This window comes from Pseudomonas sp. HMSC076A11 (assembly GCF_001810205.1).
GTDB lineage: Bacteria > Pseudomonadota > Gammaproteobacteria > Pseudomonadales > Pseudomonadaceae > Pseudomonas > Pseudomonas aeruginosa.
This window is the reverse complement of record NZ_KV800275.1, coordinates 36567-51491: the sequence shown is the minus strand read 5'-3', so window position 1 is coordinate 51491 and position 14925 is coordinate 36567. Positions and strand designations below refer to the sequence as shown.

At 64.2% G+C, this 14925-nt stretch carries 18 protein-coding genes; 2 read left to right on the top strand and 16 right to left on the bottom strand.

Annotation, left to right across the window (positions count from 1 at the left end):
• Positions 1 to 24: 24 nt before the first annotated feature.
• From HMPREF2716_RS04985 to HMPREF2716_RS04940, 10 genes are all read right to left on the bottom strand, one after another.
• Positions 25 to 465: a hypothetical protein gene (locus tag HMPREF2716_RS04985; RefSeq protein ID WP_016852415.1), complete on the bottom strand. Its 441-nt coding sequence runs from the start codon at positions 463 to 465 to the stop codon at positions 25 to 27.
• Between the two features lie 7 nt (positions 466 to 472).
• The gene (locus tag HMPREF2716_RS04980; RefSeq protein ID WP_003161927.1) at positions 473 to 2578 is read right to left on the bottom strand and encodes a phage tail-collar fiber domain-containing protein; all 2106 of its coding nucleotides are present in this window, start codon (positions 2576 to 2578) and stop codon (positions 473 to 475) included.
• 1 nt (position 2579) lies between these two features.
• Positions 2580 to 3113 carry a phage tail protein I gene (locus HMPREF2716_RS04975; RefSeq protein WP_003118911.1) on the bottom strand — a complete coding sequence of 178 codons (534 nt, stop codon included), beginning with the start codon at positions 3111 to 3113 and terminating at the stop codon, positions 2580 to 2582.
• Positions 3106 to 3993, bottom strand: coding sequence for a baseplate assembly protein (locus tag HMPREF2716_RS04970; protein ID WP_003161928.1), 888 nt, complete (start codon positions 3991 to 3993; stop codon positions 3106 to 3108). The genes HMPREF2716_RS04975 and HMPREF2716_RS04970 overlap by 8 nt, the downstream gene beginning before the upstream one ends.
• A complete protein-coding gene (locus tag HMPREF2716_RS04965; RefSeq protein ID WP_003085143.1) occupies positions 3990 to 4316 on the bottom strand; it encodes a GPW/gp25 family protein in 327 nt (108 codons plus the stop codon). Before HMPREF2716_RS04965 ends, HMPREF2716_RS04970 begins: the two co-directional genes overlap by 4 nt.
• 152 nt (positions 4317 to 4468) lie before the next feature.
• On the bottom strand, positions 4469 to 5026 hold the full coding sequence (locus HMPREF2716_RS04960) for a phage baseplate assembly protein V (protein WP_003121844.1): 558 nt from the start codon (positions 5024 to 5026) through the stop codon (positions 4469 to 4471).
• A complete protein-coding gene (locus HMPREF2716_RS04955) occupies positions 5023 to 5538 on the bottom strand; it encodes a hypothetical protein (protein WP_003113200.1) in 516 nt (171 codons plus the stop codon). The genes HMPREF2716_RS04960 and HMPREF2716_RS04955 overlap by 4 nt, the downstream gene beginning before the upstream one ends.
• Before the next feature lie 21 nt (positions 5539 to 5559).
• Positions 5560 to 5913 (bottom strand): phage holin family protein, encoded by a 354-nt coding sequence (locus HMPREF2716_RS04950; RefSeq protein WP_003101619.1) that lies wholly within the window; start codon positions 5911 to 5913, stop codon positions 5560 to 5562.
• A gap of 458 nt (positions 5914 to 6371) precedes the next feature.
• Positions 6372 to 6731, bottom strand: coding sequence for a PA0613 family protein (locus HMPREF2716_RS04945; RefSeq protein ID WP_003118907.1), 360 nt, complete (start codon positions 6729 to 6731; stop codon positions 6372 to 6374).
• A 47-nt stretch (positions 6732 to 6778) separates the two neighbouring features.
• Positions 6779 to 6979, bottom strand: a complete 201-nt coding sequence (locus HMPREF2716_RS04940; protein ID WP_003085132.1) for a TraR/DksA C4-type zinc finger protein — start codon at positions 6977 to 6979, stop codon at positions 6779 to 6781.
• A 457-nt stretch (positions 6980 to 7436) separates the two neighbouring features.
• Here HMPREF2716_RS04940 and prtR point away from each other — a divergent pair, with 457 nt between their 5' ends.
• Together prtR and prtN are read left to right on the top strand one after the other, a co-directional pair.
• Positions 7437 to 8207, top strand: a complete 771-nt coding sequence (prtR, locus tag HMPREF2716_RS04935; RefSeq protein WP_003113202.1) for a transcriptional regulator PrtR — start codon at positions 7437 to 7439, stop codon at positions 8205 to 8207.
• A gap of 99 nt (positions 8208 to 8306) precedes the next feature.
• Positions 8307 to 8621 carry a pyocin genes transcriptional regulator PrtN gene (gene prtN / locus HMPREF2716_RS04930; protein WP_003113203.1) on the top strand — a complete coding sequence of 105 codons (315 nt, stop codon included), beginning with the start codon at positions 8307 to 8309 and terminating at the stop codon, positions 8619 to 8621.
• Positions 8622 to 8937: 316 nt separating this feature from the next.
• On the opposite strand, the gene trpE is transcribed toward prtN, so the two are convergent.
• From trpE to HMPREF2716_RS04900, 6 genes are all read right to left on the bottom strand, one after another.
• Positions 8938 to 10416 (bottom strand): anthranilate synthase component I, encoded by a 1479-nt coding sequence (trpE, locus tag HMPREF2716_RS04925; protein WP_070621831.1) that lies wholly within the window; start codon positions 10414 to 10416, stop codon positions 8938 to 8940.
• A gap of 72 nt (positions 10417 to 10488) precedes the next feature.
• Positions 10489 to 11307, bottom strand: a complete 819-nt coding sequence (locus HMPREF2716_RS04920; RefSeq protein ID WP_003099532.1) for a phosphoglycolate phosphatase — start codon at positions 11305 to 11307, stop codon at positions 10489 to 10491.
• Positions 11307 to 11981 (bottom strand): ribulose-phosphate 3-epimerase, encoded by a 675-nt coding sequence (gene rpe, locus HMPREF2716_RS04915; protein ID WP_003085122.1) that lies wholly within the window; start codon positions 11979 to 11981, stop codon positions 11307 to 11309. Before rpe ends, HMPREF2716_RS04920 begins: the two co-directional genes overlap by 1 nt.
• A 123-nt stretch (positions 11982 to 12104) precedes the next feature.
• Positions 12105 to 12935 carry an ABC transporter permease gene (locus HMPREF2716_RS04910; RefSeq protein ID WP_003085119.1) on the bottom strand — a complete coding sequence of 277 codons (831 nt, stop codon included), beginning with the start codon at positions 12933 to 12935 and terminating at the stop codon, positions 12105 to 12107.
• A gap of 105 nt (positions 12936 to 13040) precedes the next feature.
• Complete coding sequence (locus HMPREF2716_RS04905) at positions 13041 to 14288, bottom strand: ABC transporter permease (protein WP_003109044.1); 1248 nt, start codon at positions 14286 to 14288, stop codon at positions 13041 to 13043.
• A 114-nt stretch (positions 14289 to 14402) separates the two neighbouring features.
• The coding region (locus HMPREF2716_RS04900; RefSeq protein WP_139181176.1) for an extracellular solute-binding protein at positions 14403 to 14925 on the bottom strand (523 nt) is incomplete at its 5' end.

Below are 14925 nucleotides of genomic sequence, written 5' to 3'. Positions count from 1 at the left end.
GAAAAACCCCGCACAAGGCGGGGTTCAGGGGGTGATGAGCGATTGGAGCCAGGCAGGCGGCTCGGGCCTTGCGTTCAGGTCGGGAAACTCCGCGGCAATAGGCCAGTCGCGAAGAACGGCGCGATAGAGAGTTAGCTCACGAAGCTGCTCTTGGCTCAGAGTCGTAGTTTTTCCCAGGTCCTGCTCGTCACGATGCCGAGCGAGAGGCCCGTCGGTGAGCTGTAACTGCCGGTCGCGCCAGATGCGTTCCCGTTGGACCAGAATGTCCTTGGCCGGAGCCGGTGGATCGACGCAGATAGGGCGACCGGTGTGGTCCGTGACAATTCGTTTCCCTTCGCTCTGCGCACGAAGAAGAGCCTGGTACTCGGCGTCTTCGAGAGGATGCATTTCATCCTCCAGAGGCATGCGGGACCCATGAATTTCCTTCGAATAAAAGCCGCCCGTGGCGGCATGGAAAAAAATCATTTTCACCTCAATAGCCGATGGCCATCACTCTGATGCCATAGTTTTGAGCCAGTCCGTAGTACTCGGAGGAAACGATCACACATCCCGTGTTGCTGACGCTGACATCGGCGACCGTAACGGTCGACGCGGACGTCGCTGGTCGCCCCACCTCCTTGACAGTCGGTACGACATGCAGACAGGCGCTAGGGAACGCGATCGGGAACGTCAAGGTACGATCGATTATTCCACCGGGATGATCTCCTACGTTCACCTGCATCCACTGGACGATCAGACCGGTATCGTTGTCCTTCCACCAACCATTGAGCGCCCGGCTCGCCGTGGCCGGCACTCCGGCACCAATGTTGTTGCGTGCTCCGGCCGCTGTATTGGCGCCAAGGCCACCACGAGCGAGAGGCAAGATGCCGGAGGTGATCTGGCTGGTATCGTGGTTATGCCCTGAGGGCGGGAAAGTTGCCGGCTTACCCGGCAAAGCCGCCCAGGTAAATCCCGCCTTTGGCAGGTAGCTGGCCGGATCGAAGTTTCCATCGTCCCAGTTCTGCCGCCACGGACGCCAAGAGCCCGCATAGCAGCAGCGCGAATATGTGCTTCCGTTGAGTGTTACGTAGGTCTGATAGATATGGTCTGCATGTGCGCGGTAGACAATCAGCAAACCGGCCAGCCCCACGGGATAGTTAGCTCCACCCGCCGCCCATTCCGATGTCGATTGCAACCACCATCCGGAATTGACGAAGCTGTTTATATTGACGCCATTTCCAATGGATCCGTCAGTCGTCTTCGTGAAGGAACCTCCAATGTCGCAACGCTGCCAGGGCAACCACTCCCGGATGCTAGGGTTGGCCGCGTAGGACACCCGTACATACATCTCGGATGTAGCGTTGTAGCTCGTTGCAATCTGCGAAGCATTGCCGTTCTGATCCGGATAGAACATCGACTGGATGTAGAAGTATCGTCCGGCAACAGGTCCGTTCGCATGATTGGTCAGCATCAACGGCACGGTCGCGGTGTTCGGATCGCTACTGTTCGAGACAGCAGTAGCCAACCCGCGCGCGAATACCGGCAAACGCTGCTCGGCCAGCACCCCGCTGACCAACTTCGAAGCATCCAGCCCGGGAATGTCCGTCGCCGCCAGCGCCATTCCAGCAGTCACCCTTCCCTTCGTATCCACGGTCACCTTCGGATAGCTGCCCGCCGCCACACCGGTAGCGGAAAGACTCAGCGGCGCAGAAACATTGGCACTGCCGTCGAAGGTCACCGACCAGGAGGCATCGCCACTGGCTGCCAGGCTACGCGGTGCGGCCAGCCTGCTGGATGACACGGCGTTGCCATCGACTCGCAGCGCATCGGTAATGCCATAGCCGGCCAGGGTGGTGGCCTTGTTCGCTTTCTGCGCCAGTTTTCCATCGGTATCGGCCTTGGTATAGGCATCTCCGATCGCATAGCCGGCCAGGGTGGTCGGATTGCTGCCCTGGGTGACCACCCCGTTGGCGTTCACCGTGACCGAACGATAGCTGCCCGCCGTCACGCCGGAAGGCGCCAGACCAATGCTGCGGTCGGCAGAAAGATCGCCCCCACCGACCAAGCCATTGCCAGCCAGGATCTTGCGGCCCTTGAAATCGGCAGCGACCTTTTCCTTCACCCAGTCCTGAGTGGCGTAGATGATGCCGTTGTCGATCAGCAGCTGGACATTCTCCAGGCCGGAGAGCGCGATGTTCACCCGAATGGTCTGGGTCCGCGCACTGCCACTTTCCATTGCAGCCTTGTAGCTGGGCGGGCAGTTGGATACCGCGACGAACTTGCCGTCGGCATCCTGCAGGCCGATCTCGCGGATCCAGAAGCCACCTACCTCAACTGGCAGCACCACCTCGGCAACCAAGGTATTGGCGTTCTTGTCGGAAACGAACAGCCGATTCAGCTGAGCCCGATGGCGTTGGTTGATCAGGCTCTTCTGCGCCGCAGAAGGCAATGGATCCGGCGTGTCGCCCGGCGCACCGCCGGCATCGCCGATCAGCATATGAGTCGGCTGCCATTTCTTGCCTGCTGCACTGGCCGCAGCCAGCGCAGCGGCACCTATGTCGGTGAGCAGGCCACCGTATTTCGGAGTATTGGTCGTCATGTCACTGTTTCCAGGGGAAGATTTCCAGGGTGTCGCCGTCGGTCACGGCCAGTCCGTGACGGGACCGGATTACCGGGGTAATGCGCAGGTCCAGCCGGGTCAGGTGTCTGCTCACCGGGCGGACGTCATCGAGCAAGCGCTCCAGCTCCAGTACGGTGCCTTCGTCGATGCCACGGTCGCTGACGTCCACGGTGATCTCGAAGGTCCCCGGCACGCCAAGCGGGCTTCGCTGCCACCATTCGGTGACCTCGCTCAGCGCACCGATCGGCTCGACCACTTGGCGCAACGCGGTCAGCGTGCCTTTGCGCTGGTGCAGGACGAAGGACGTCGCTACCGCATTGCGCTTGGCCTCGTCGCTCCAGTCCGGGTCCCAGCGGTCCACCGAGCGCGTCCAGGCCAGGTAGGGCAGCAAGGCCGCCTCACAGCGTGCCGGATCGTTAAGCTCACGAAGCGGCACCGGCAGCTCGGCAGGCAATACATCACCCAGAGAGCGTTCCAGAGAACTCCTGTTTGGCGGCAGCAGGCGGCTACTCATCGACGCCTCCCAAGGTGATCGCGTACCCCGTGCAATAGGCCGCCTGGGTTTCATCCAGGACCACGTCGGCCGCAGGCTCCTGCAGTTCGACGCGCTGCACGCCTTCGACATGCAGGGTGGCGAACAGGGCCGAACGCCGGATGTCGCGGCCCAGGCGGCGCTGGGCGGAAATGTAGTCGCGCAGCGAAGCCTCGGCGGCGGCACGGATCAGCTCGGCCTCGGGGCCGGGAAACAGGTAGAGCTGCGCCTTGACCTGATAGGGAACGATTCCTGCCGAGCGCACCGTTACCCGATCCGCGACAGGACGCACGTCCTCCGCGTTCAGCGCCAGGCGCACTGCCTGCAACACCGTTTCCGGTGCCTGCCCGTTGCCTTCCACCCCGAGCACGCTGATCAGCACTTCGCAGGGCGCCGGACTGGTCGCAGAGGCATCCGCCACCCTTCCATCCGCGCCCAGCGCATGGGCTATATAGGCGTTCCGCGGTCCTGCGACGGATAGCTGCTCGAACGCGAGCTGGATGCGATTGCGCAGCGACTTGTCGCTCTCGTACTGCGCCTCCACCGGCGGTACCGCCTCGGGCTGAGCGGGCCTGATCAGCAAACGCTGCACATTGAAGCCGGCACCGATCTGGTCGAGATCGGCACCGCTGGCGTATGCCAGCATCACCGCCCGCGCCGCATCGTTGATCCGCGCCCGCAGCAGCAGTTCTCGATAGGCCGCCAGTTGCAGAAGTTTGAGAACCGGATCGGACTCCACCTCCGCTGTCCATTCGCCAGCCATGGCTTCGCGGAAGTCGCCCAACAGCTCTTGGTAAATCGTCTCGAAATCGAGGTTTTCGATAACCTCTGGCTCCGGCAACTGGGAAAGATCGATGATCACGCCGAGACCTCCATATTGATGTTCTCGCCCTCGAACACGCCGCTCAGGAGCAGATCCACGCGGCCATCGACGACCGCGACGACTCGCACGGCAGACAATGCGATGCGCGGTTCCCAGCGCCCCAGGGAACGGGCTACCTCGGCCTGCACGGCGCTTTTCCAGCCTTCGCTCACCGGCATGTCGACCATCCGCCGCAGCTTGCTGCCGTACTCGGGGCGCATGCGCCTGCTGCCCAACGGGGTGGTCAGGATGTCCTCGACGGACTGTTTAAGATGAGCCAGGCCGGACAGGGGCAGCCCGCTACGGCGATCCATCCCGATCATCGCCCTGCCCTCCCGCTCCGGCAGAGACAGGCCGCGCCTGGCTCCGAATGGCTGTGAGTGTTGCCCATGGCGAACTCCGCAAACGAAAAGGCCCGCTCGCGCGGGCCGGTTGAATGTTCGACGGACCGCCCTTCGGCAGCCCCGTCGTATGTTCAATGGGTGTGGTGGTTGCTGTTGCCGGCGGTGTCGATGATCGAGCCGCCGCCGAGGATGTCTCCGCTGACCGTCAGTGTCCCGGCGATCTCCACCGGTCCTTCCAGGCTGATCTTCGGCGCCTTGAGACTGACCGCCCCGTCGCTGACCCGCACCTCGCTGGCGCCGACCCTCACTTCCACGGTGCCGCTGGGCAGCTCGACGCGGTAGCGATGCGCAGCCCAGTCGTAACTCAACGAGGCGCCGTCGTCGAAACGCCAGGTCTCACTGCTGGCGCTGTTGTCCGGCGCCGTGCCCGCATCGCCGTACAGACCGGGAATAAAGGTGCCCATTGACACTCCGCCCGACGGGCTGAGCAGTATCCCCTGTTCGCCTATGCTCGGCGCACGCCAGTGGCGAACCTTGCCGGCTGCCAGGGAGTGCCAGCGCAGCCAGCCGCTGGTCCAGTCGCCGGAGCGCACCCGTACCCGCGCCGCTGCCAGGTCCACGGCGACCACCACGCAGGGCAGGATCATCGCGGCGAGCATGCGGTCATGCTCCGCACTGACATAGCTCATGCCAACGCCTCCGGAGCGAAGTAGTCCGGCTCATGGCCGGGCCCGGTCTGCGGGTCGAAGCCCAGCATCAGGCTGCCCGGCGGCTGGTCCTCCCAGGCCCACTCCGGGTCTCCGAGACGCAGCGACTGCGTCCACTCGACCAGCCAGACACGCAGGCTCTTCAGCTCCTCGCGACTGCCGTCGACGGCCGAGCGTACGAAGCGCGCCGGCTGCAGAGACAGGTTCCAGGTCTGCTCGCGCAATGTCCGAACGATTCCGCAAGCAATGGATACCGCCTGGCGATCGGCACCAGGCGGCACCATTATCCGCGCCTGCAGGCGGCACAGCAGGGCGCTCTCGCCGGTACCGGGATCGCGCTCGGGCAGCAGCTCGGCTATTTCCAGGGAAACCGCCGGGGTATTTTCCGGCACGCCTGGCCAGAAGCCGATCAACTGCGCCTCCGGCAGACGCTCACGCAGTACCTGCTCAATGGCCGCGTACAGAGCCTCGAGCGTAACAGCCTGTTCAGGCATGGTTGACTCCTTCGATCAGTTTCAATGCGGGCCACGGTCGTCCGACTGTTCCTCGGGCAGCTCGCAAACCCCCAGGCGCCGGGCGGCCCAGCGTTCGTAGAGACCGACGGCGATCTCCGCGCCGGCCGCGGCGGTCAGGCTGCCCAGCGCCGCGGCGAACAGCAGCGCGGCGCCGCAAGCCAACGCCAGCAGCATCACCGCCACGCCGCAGACAATCGACGCGCCGGAGCGCAGCGCCAGGCGCCGCAACAAGGCCCAGCCGCCGAGACCGGCCTTGTCGGCACGCCACATCTCGCCGCTGACGCCGCCCAGCGCGGCGAGCAGGATCAGTACCCAGAGCGGCATTTCCGTCAGTGTCTGCGGTTCGTTGCCCATGGGTCCCTCCTTGGCAGGCAGCGCCGGGCACGTCCGCACGAACGTTTTCCCGGGCAATAAAAAACCCGGCGCCAGGGCCGGGTTCCGGTGCTTCACGAGTGCCTCCCTGGGGACGCACCTTTACAAGAATGACTACTTTTTACCGCCCGATTCCCAGCCCGGCAATGCCTTCTCGACAATCCACTGCAATAGGAGGGAGACGCACCACGATATGAGGGTGATATACCGCCCTGGGAACCTTCGCCAGGCATCCGGGCAAGCGCATACCCACTTCCGATGTGGAAAGCCCGGCATCGACTGACGAAAAGGATGGCTACGCCAGCCCGAATCCGCCTCTACCGTGCAGGGTCCGCTGCTGTGCATGGGGCTCGCCGCCTCCATGGGCGACAGGCATAAAAAAACCGGCTCGAAGGCCGGTTGGAAAATTCCAGGGGGGACACGGTATCCGGTCCAGGAACTCAGGCCACCCGCCGCAGCAGGCCGTCCTGGATACCCTGGTGCGCCACATGCAGGCGTAGATAGAAGGTGTTGCGGCTGCAACCGCAGTGGCGGTACTTCTGCTCGGGGAAGCTGTCGCGATTGAGATAGTGCTCCACCACCACGTTCTTCAGTTCCTCGGGTAGGCGATTTACCAGGCGATCGACCTCCGCCACACGGTCGAGGATCACCCGGCTGCCACGGTGGCCGCGGACCACCTCGCCCTTGCTGGCGATCAGCATGGCGATCAGGTTGCCGCCGGCGTAGCCGCCTCCGTTGCTGCCTGGCGCGTGCATTTCCTCGGCCCAGAGCTTGAGCATTTCATCGATGGCTTTGATCACGGTCGTGTCTCCTTTCACTGCCCGCGAGGGCTCGGCATGAGGTCGGTTCAACGGCGCTCGTGGCGGTCCTGGCAGTCGATGCAGCGACTGCAGCCCGGTGCCGCCCGGCGGCGCGCCTGGGGAATGGGCTCGCCGCAGTCCTCGCAGTCTTCCGCGGACTCGCGGATGGCCAGCGCCGGGCGCGCCGCCAGGAGGCCGTCGAGGCGAGCCAGGACCAGTTCGTTGGCGTGATCGGCAAGGTCAGCCATGGAAAGCCTCCCTGGCGTGCCCGACGCCCGACGGCCGAATGGATGGAACATGACAGATGCGCGGCGCCGGTTCGGCGACCTGCGTTCCTCTGCGCGGAAATGGCGAGTGCGTATCTCGCGACATGGCAATGACTCCCTGTACAACGCCGCCGTACCTGAAGCAGGTCGGCGACAGAATGAATGAGCGGGACGGAGCGTCTGCATGGACGGCGCTCCGGCCCTCCAGGTGCCGGAGCGCTTTCCCATGGCCCCGGCACCCAAGCAGTCGGCACCTGCATCGTCGGTCGCCGACAACCGGGTGCGTCCCTGCACCCATGTGAAATCTCTGAAAGGCGGGTGGGAAGTTGAGGAACTCACCCCTTCCGCTTTCTGACGGAAGAGAAATTACAACCAAAGCTATTTATCGTCAACACCTAGGCTCTTTACAGAAAATCCATCGGTCTGTAGATTGTCGAGCATGGACAAGAGCACCCAGATCCCGCCCGACAGCTTCGCCGCTCGCCTCAAGCAGGCCATGGCGATGCGCAACCTGAAGCAGGAAACCCTCGCCGAAGCGGCAGGGGTTTCGCAGAACACCATTCACAAGCTGACCTCGGGCAAGGCCCAGAGCACCCGCAAGCTGATCGAGATCGCGGCGGCCCTGGGCGTCTCGCCGGTCTGGCTGCAGACCGGCGAAGGCGCTCCAGCCGCGCGCAGTGCCGTGTCCGTGGCCGATGGCAGCCCATTGGTGCTGGAACCGCTGCATCCGTGGGACAGCGACACACCGCTGGACGAAGACGAAGTGGAACTGCCGCTGTACAAGGAAGTGGAGATGTCCGCCGGCGCCGGACGCACTGCGGTACGCGAGATAGAGGGGCGCAAGCTGCGTTTTTCCTATGCCACGCTGCGTGCCTCGGGCGTCGATCCGTCGGCGGCGATCTGCGCCCAACTCACCGGCAACAGCATGGAACCGCTGATCATGGATGGCTCCACCATCGGCGTGGACACCGCCACCACCCATATCACCGATGGCGAGATCTACGCCCTCGAACATGACGGCATGCTGCGGGTGAAGTTCGTCTATCGCCTGCCCGGCGGCGGCATTCGCCTGCGCAGCTTCAACCGCGAGGAATATCCGGACGAGGAGTACTCGCCGGAGGACATGCGCAGCCGCCAGATCAGCATGATCGGTTGGGTCTTCTGGTGGTCCACCGTACGCCACCGGCGCGGCCCGTCCCTGGTGCGGTGAGCGCCTGGCGCTCGCCCGCTCTACAACTTCAGCTATTGAACAAGAAAACAACCTGAGCTATATTTCCTTCAACGACGTGTAGCCGCAGGAGGGAATACCATGCAGCCATCCATCGCCCCTAGCACTCCGATTCCACGCCAGGAAACCGTGGAATTGGTCTACCGCATCTTCGGCGACGTCCTGGTGCCGCTGGAGCAAGTCCGCGAACGCTGGTTTCGCAACCTGAACAAGGAAAACTTCAGCAAGGCCCTGGCATGCGGGCGGATCGCCCTGCCGGTGACGACCCTCGACGATAGCCACAAGGCCATGCAGTTCGTGGCCCTCGATCACCTCGCCGCCTACGTCGACCAGCGCGCGAACCAAGCCGGAAGCGCCCGTCGAGCACAGCCGGGCGCTGACAGCATCGCATCCTGAGCGGCCCGCCGTTGCCAGCATCGTAGGGAGCGACACCATGCTCCGCCTGGCGGATATCGCGTGGTGATGTCCCCCTACGAAAGCGCCTTCTGCGTGGGCAAGTAATGCCGAAGGCGTCATCCGCCAACCGGACATATCGATCACTTCACCTTGAGGCGGGTTCGGCGTCCTGCCCCCTGGCGGATATCGCGCCGCGATATTCGCCCTACGAAAGCGGTGCCGCGTAGGGCGAAGCCAATGCGTGGGTCCAGCCGGGCATAAAAAAGGCGGATGACGCAAACGCCATCCGCCTTCTTTTCTTCCGCCTCGCGCCGTCTTATTCGACGCTCTGCTCGGCCAGCGCCACGGCGCGGAACATCGCCCGGCGCTTGTTGATGGTTTCTTCCCACTCCAGCGCGGGCACCGAGTCGGCAACGATACCGCCGCCGGCCTGCACGTGGAGTTCACCGTTCTTGATCACCGCGGTGCGGATGGCAATGGCGGTGTCCATGTTGCCGTTCCATGCCAGGTAGCCGACCGCGCCGCCGTAGACTCCACGCTTGACCGGCTCCAGCTCGTCGATGATCTCCATGGCGCGGATCTTCGGCGCGCCGGATAGAGTGCCCGCCGGCAGAATCGCCCGCAGCGCGCCCATCGCGCTGAGCCCCTCGCGCAATTGCCCGGTGACGTTGGACACGATGTGCATGACGTTGGAGTAACGTTCGATCACCATTTTTTCGGTGACCTTCACCGCGCCGATATCGGACACCCGCCCCACGTCGTTGCGCCCCAGGTCGATCAGCATCAGGTGCTCGGCGATCTCCTTGGCGTCCGACAGCAGATCCTGCTCCAGCGCCAGGTCGGCCTCTTCGTTGATCCCGCGCGGACGGGTACCGGCGATCGGGCGCACCGTCACCAGGCCATCCTCGACCCGTACCAGCACCTCCGGCGAGCTGCCCACGACATGGAAGTCGCCGAAGTTGAAGAAGTACATGTAGGGCGTCGGATTGAAACAGCGCAGCGCGCGGTACAGGTCGATGGGCGCCGCCTTGAATTCGATGGACATGCGCTGCGACGGCACCACCTGCATGCAGTCGCCGGCCAGGATGTAGTCCTTGATCCTTCCTACCGCGTTTTCATAGTCCTCGCGGGTGAAGCTGGCACGAAACGCCGGCTCACGACCCTGGGCCGCCTCGAGGTCGAGGCCGCGACGCGGGGTGATCGGCTGGCGTAGACGCTCCAGCAGCTCCTCCAGACGTGCCTGGCCGCGCTCATAGGCATTTTCCTCGGAGGGATCGGCGAGGACGATGGCGTGGATCTTCCCGGCCAGGTTGTCGAATACCACTACGGCATCGGACACCATCAACAGGATATCCGGGTTGCCCAGCGGGTCCGGGTTCGGACAGGTGGCCAGGCGTTTTTCCACGTAGCGCACGCAGTCGTAACCGAAGTAGCCGACCAGGCCGCCATCGAAACGTGGCAAGCCGGGCACGGTGGGCACCTGGTAGCGCGCCTTGAACTCCTCGACGAAAGCCAACGGGTCGGCGCAATCGAAGCGCTCGGTTTCCACGCCATCGATGCTGATCCGCACTTGATGGTCGTAGACCCGCAGCACCGTGCGGCACGGCAGGCCGATGATCGAATAGCGCCCCCATTTCTCGCCGCCCTGCACCGACTCCAGCAGGTAGGAGTTCGGCGCGTCGGCCAGCTTCAGGTAGATCGACAGCGGCGTGTCGAAGTCGGCAAGGGTCTCGAAGGACGGCGGGATGCGGTTGTAGCCATCGGCGGCCAGCCGCAGGAATTCTTCGCGATTCATGATCAGCCTCATCGGAGGAGAGAACGGTCAACAGGGTGCAAACGCGCGCCGGCTATCCGGCGGAGGATGATGTCAGGCGCGCCAGCGCCAACGCGCCAGGGCCTTGATGACCTTCATCCAGAGTTTGCTGACCGCCACGGCTTGATCTCGCTGGTCGGAGGGGGAAAGGGAGTCGTCCGGCAACACTATCTCAGCGGCCTGGTCGGCGCAAGGCAGCAGGTCGCGCAGGTTGTCGATGACCAGGGTGGGCGCTTCCTCGGCGATCGGCCGGCCGTGGTTGTAGCCATAGGTCAGCGCCGCGCAGCGCACACCGGCAGCCTTGGCGGCGAGTACGTCGTTGCGCGAGTCACCGACGAACAACGCATCTTCGGGCTCGATGCCGGCCATCTTCATCACGAACAGCAGCGCCGCCGGGTCGGGCTTCTGCTGCGGCAGGGTGTCGCCGCCGATGATCCAGCGGAAATAGCGACCCAGCTTCATCTCATCCAGCAGCGGAGCGACGAAGCGCTCCGGCTTGTTGGTGATCAGCGCCATTTCCACGCCGTTGCGCTTGAGCCACTTGAGGGTGTCGACGACGCCGGGGTAGACCTCGGTGAGCGCATGACTGTCGGCATAGGCCTCCATGAACAACGCCAGCGCGGCTTCGGTTTCCTCCTCACCGATGCCGTCGTGCTCGATGCTCCCCGCCAGGGCGCGACGCACCAGGACGCGTGCGCCGTTACCGATCCACTGGCGGACCTTCTCGATGCCCGCCGGCGGCCGCCCGAGGCTGGCGAGCATGCTGTCGACCGCGGCGGTGAGGTCGGGAACGGAATCGACCAGCGTGCCATCCAGGTCGAACATCACCAGACGCGGCAGGCGCGTGGCGAAGAACGGCTCCGCAGCGCTCATTACTGGTGCGCCTGGGCCAGTTCGGCATGCATGGCGCGGATGACCTCGGCGTAGTCCGGGGCGTTGAAGATGGCCGAGCCGGCGACGAAGGTATCGGCGCCCGCCGCGGCGATCTCACGGATGTTCTTGACGTTGACGCCGCCATCGATCTCCAGGCGGATCTCGCGTCCGGAGGCATCGATCAGGGCGCGTGCCTCGCGCAACTTGTCGAGGGTACCGGGGATGAATTTCTGCCCGCCGAAGCCGGGGTTGACGCTCATCAGCAGGACCATGTCGACCTTGTCCATCACGTACTTCAGCACCTCCAGCGGAGTGGCCGGGTTGAACACCAGGCCTGCCTTGCACCCGCCGTCGCGGATCAGTTGCAGGGAACGGTCGATGTGCTGGGAAGCTTCCGGATGGAAGGTGATGTAGGTGGCGCCAGCTTCAATGAAGTCGCCGATGATGCGATCCACCGGGGACACCATCAGGTGCACGTCGATCGGCGCGCTCACGCCGTACTTGCGCAGCGCCGAGCAGACCATCGGGCCGATGGTCAGGTTCGGCACGTAGTGGTTGTCCATCACGTCGAAGTGAACGATGTCGGCACCGGCGGCGAGCACCTTGTCCACGTCCTCGCCCAGGCGGGCGAAATCGGCGGAAAGGATCGACGGAGCGATGGCGAAGGGTTGCATGGCGCACCTCAAAGGGGATCACGGAAGGCGCGCATTGTAGCCGTTATCGGTTTTTGGCGGTGAAAATGACGACTTTTCGCCGCAGCAGCCGACGCCCGGACCAAGCCGGGCGCGCCCTGCGCCTCAGGCGCCGGGTTGTGCGGTACGCATCTTCTCGCTGCGCCCGCGCAGCCATTCCAGGGTCAGCAACAGCAGTACGGAGAAACCGATCAGCAAGGTCGCCGCGGCGGCAATGGTGGGGCTCAGGTTCTCGCGAATGCCGCTGAACATCTGCCGCGGCAGGGTGGCCTGCTCGGGGCCGGCGAGGAAGAGGGTCACTACCACTTCGTCGAACGAGGTGGCGAAGGCGAACAGCGCGCCGGAGATCACCCCGGGAGCGATCAGCGGCAGGGTCACCCGGAAGAAGGTGGTCAGCGGCGGCGCGCCGAGGCTGGCGGCGGCGCGCACCAGGTTGTAGTTAAACCCCTGCAGGGTCGCGGAGACGGTGATGATCACGAACGGCACGCCGAGCACCGCATGCACCACGATCAGCGACAGGTAGCTGTTGCCGAGCCCCAGCGGAGCAAAGAACAGGTAGCTGGCCACGCCGATGATCACCACCGGCACCACCATCGGCGAAATCATCAGGCTCATCACCAGTGCCTTGCCGCGGAACTCGCCGCGGGTCAGGCCGATCGCCGCCAGAGTGCCGAAGACCATCGCCAGCAGGGTCGCCGCCGGAGCGACGATCATGCTGTTGGTCAACGAGCGCATCCACTCGGCGGACTGGAAGAAGTCGGCGTACCAGCGCAGGGAGAACCCTTGCAGCGGGTAGACCAGGAAGGTGCCGGAGTTGAACGACAGCGGCACGATGACCAGCACCGGCAGTACCAGGAACAGCAGTACCAGGCCGCAGAGGATGCGCAGGGAGTAGAACCACAGGCGCTCGACCGGGGACATGTAGGGACTCAGCATGACTCGCTCTCCAATGTGTTTCGTGCGGATCCCCCTCTCCCCGCCCTCCGGGCAACCTTTTTTCCGAAGGCAGAGGGGAATCGGTTGGCCTTCTCGGAAGGCCCTCTATCCGAGGCGCAGGCGGCTGGCGCCCACCAGCCAGCTGTAGACGACGTAGAGCACCAGGGTAGCGAGCAGCAGCAGGCCGCCGAGGGCGGTGGCCATGCCCCAGTTGATGGTGCTGTTGGTATAGAAGGCGACGAAGTAGCTGACCATCTGGTCGTTCGGGCTGCCCAGCAGCGCCGGGGTGATGTAGTAGCCGATGGACAGGATGAACACCAGCAGGCAACCGGCGCCGACGCCCGCGACGGTCTGTGGGAAATACACCCGCCAGAAGCTGGCGAACGGGTGGCAGCCGAGGGAAATCGCGGCGCGCATGTAGCTCGGCGAAATGCCTTTCATCACGCTGTAGATCGGCAGGATCATGAACGGCAGCATGATGTGCACCATCGCGATGTATACGCCGGTGCGGTTGAACACCAGTTGCAGCGGCTGGTCGATCAGGCCAAGCTTGAGCAGCGCGCCGTTGATCAGGCCACCCGATTGCAGCAGGACAATCCAGGCAGCGACACGTACCAGGATCGAGGTCCAGAACGGCAGCAGGACCAGGATCATCAGCAGGTTGCTCTTGCGCGTCGGCAGGTTGGCCAGCAGGTAGGCCAGCGGGTAGGCCAGCAGCAGGCAGATGACGGTGATCACCGCACCCATCCAGAAGGTGCGGGCGAAGATGTCCAGGTAGATGGCCTGGTCCGGGGTGGCGCGCGCCACTTCGCCGAGATCGTCGATCCGGTGGTCGAGGGCCGCGAGTAGGTAATAGGGCGTATAGCTGCTGGCGTTGCGGCGGATCACCTGCCAGTAGGCGGGGTCGCCCCAGCGCTCGTCGAGCTGCTCCATGGCGTCCTTGTAGGAAGCGGGTTCCTCCTTGAACGGCAGCTTGCGCGCGGTCTTCGCCATCAGGCTGCGATAACCGGCCAGTTCCATGTTCAGGCGCTTGGAGAGATCGCCGATGGTCTGGTTGCGACGAGCCTCGGCGAGATCCTGGCTGAGCGCCTTGTAGACGGCGTCGGCCGGCAGCGACTTGCCGTCCCAGGCGGAGATGGCTTCTACCGTCAGCGGCAAAGAGCGAACCACTTCCGGGTTGGACACGCTCTTGTAGAGCAGGGCGGCGATCGGCACCAGGAAGGTCAGGACCAGGAAGGCCAGCAGGGGCAGGATCAGCGCCTGGGACTTCAGGCGGTTCATCCGCTCGGCGCGCGCCAGGCGTTGCTTGAGGGTGCTGCCGGCGGCCTGGGACATGGGCACAGCTGTGGCCATAGCGAACTCCGGAAAAAAAGCGGGCCGTCGGGGGCGACCCTGGAAAGTATGGAACGGTAGGAGGAGCCGCCGCGCGGCGGCCCCTCCGGCCCTCTCTGGAGGGTCAGGCGAGGATTACCTGGCCGCCCAGGCGTTGAAGCGCTGTTCCAGTTGTTCGCCGTAGTCGGCCCAGAAGGTCACGTCCATTGCCACCTGGTTCTGGATGTTTTCCGGAGTGGTCGGCATGTCCTTCAGCAGGGCCTTGTCCAGCAGCGGCACCGCCTGCTTGTTGGCCGGACCGTAGGCGATGTTTTCCGAGTAAGTCTTCTGCTGCTGGGGCTGCACCGAGAAGGCGATGAACTTCAGGGTCTCTTCCCGTTTCTTCGCCCCCTTCGGGATGGCCCAGGCGTCGAAATCGTAGATGCCGCCGTTCCATACCACCTTCAGGTTGCTTTCCTTCTGCACCGCGGCGATCCGACCGTTGTAGGCAGAACTCATCACCACATCGCCGGAAGCCAGGTACTGCGGCGGCTGGGCGCCCGCCTCCCACCACTGGATGCTCGACTTGATCTCGTCGAGCTTCTTGAAGGCACGATCCTGGCCTTCCTTGGTGGCGAGCACGCCGTAGACGTCCTTCGGCGCCACGCCATCGGCCATC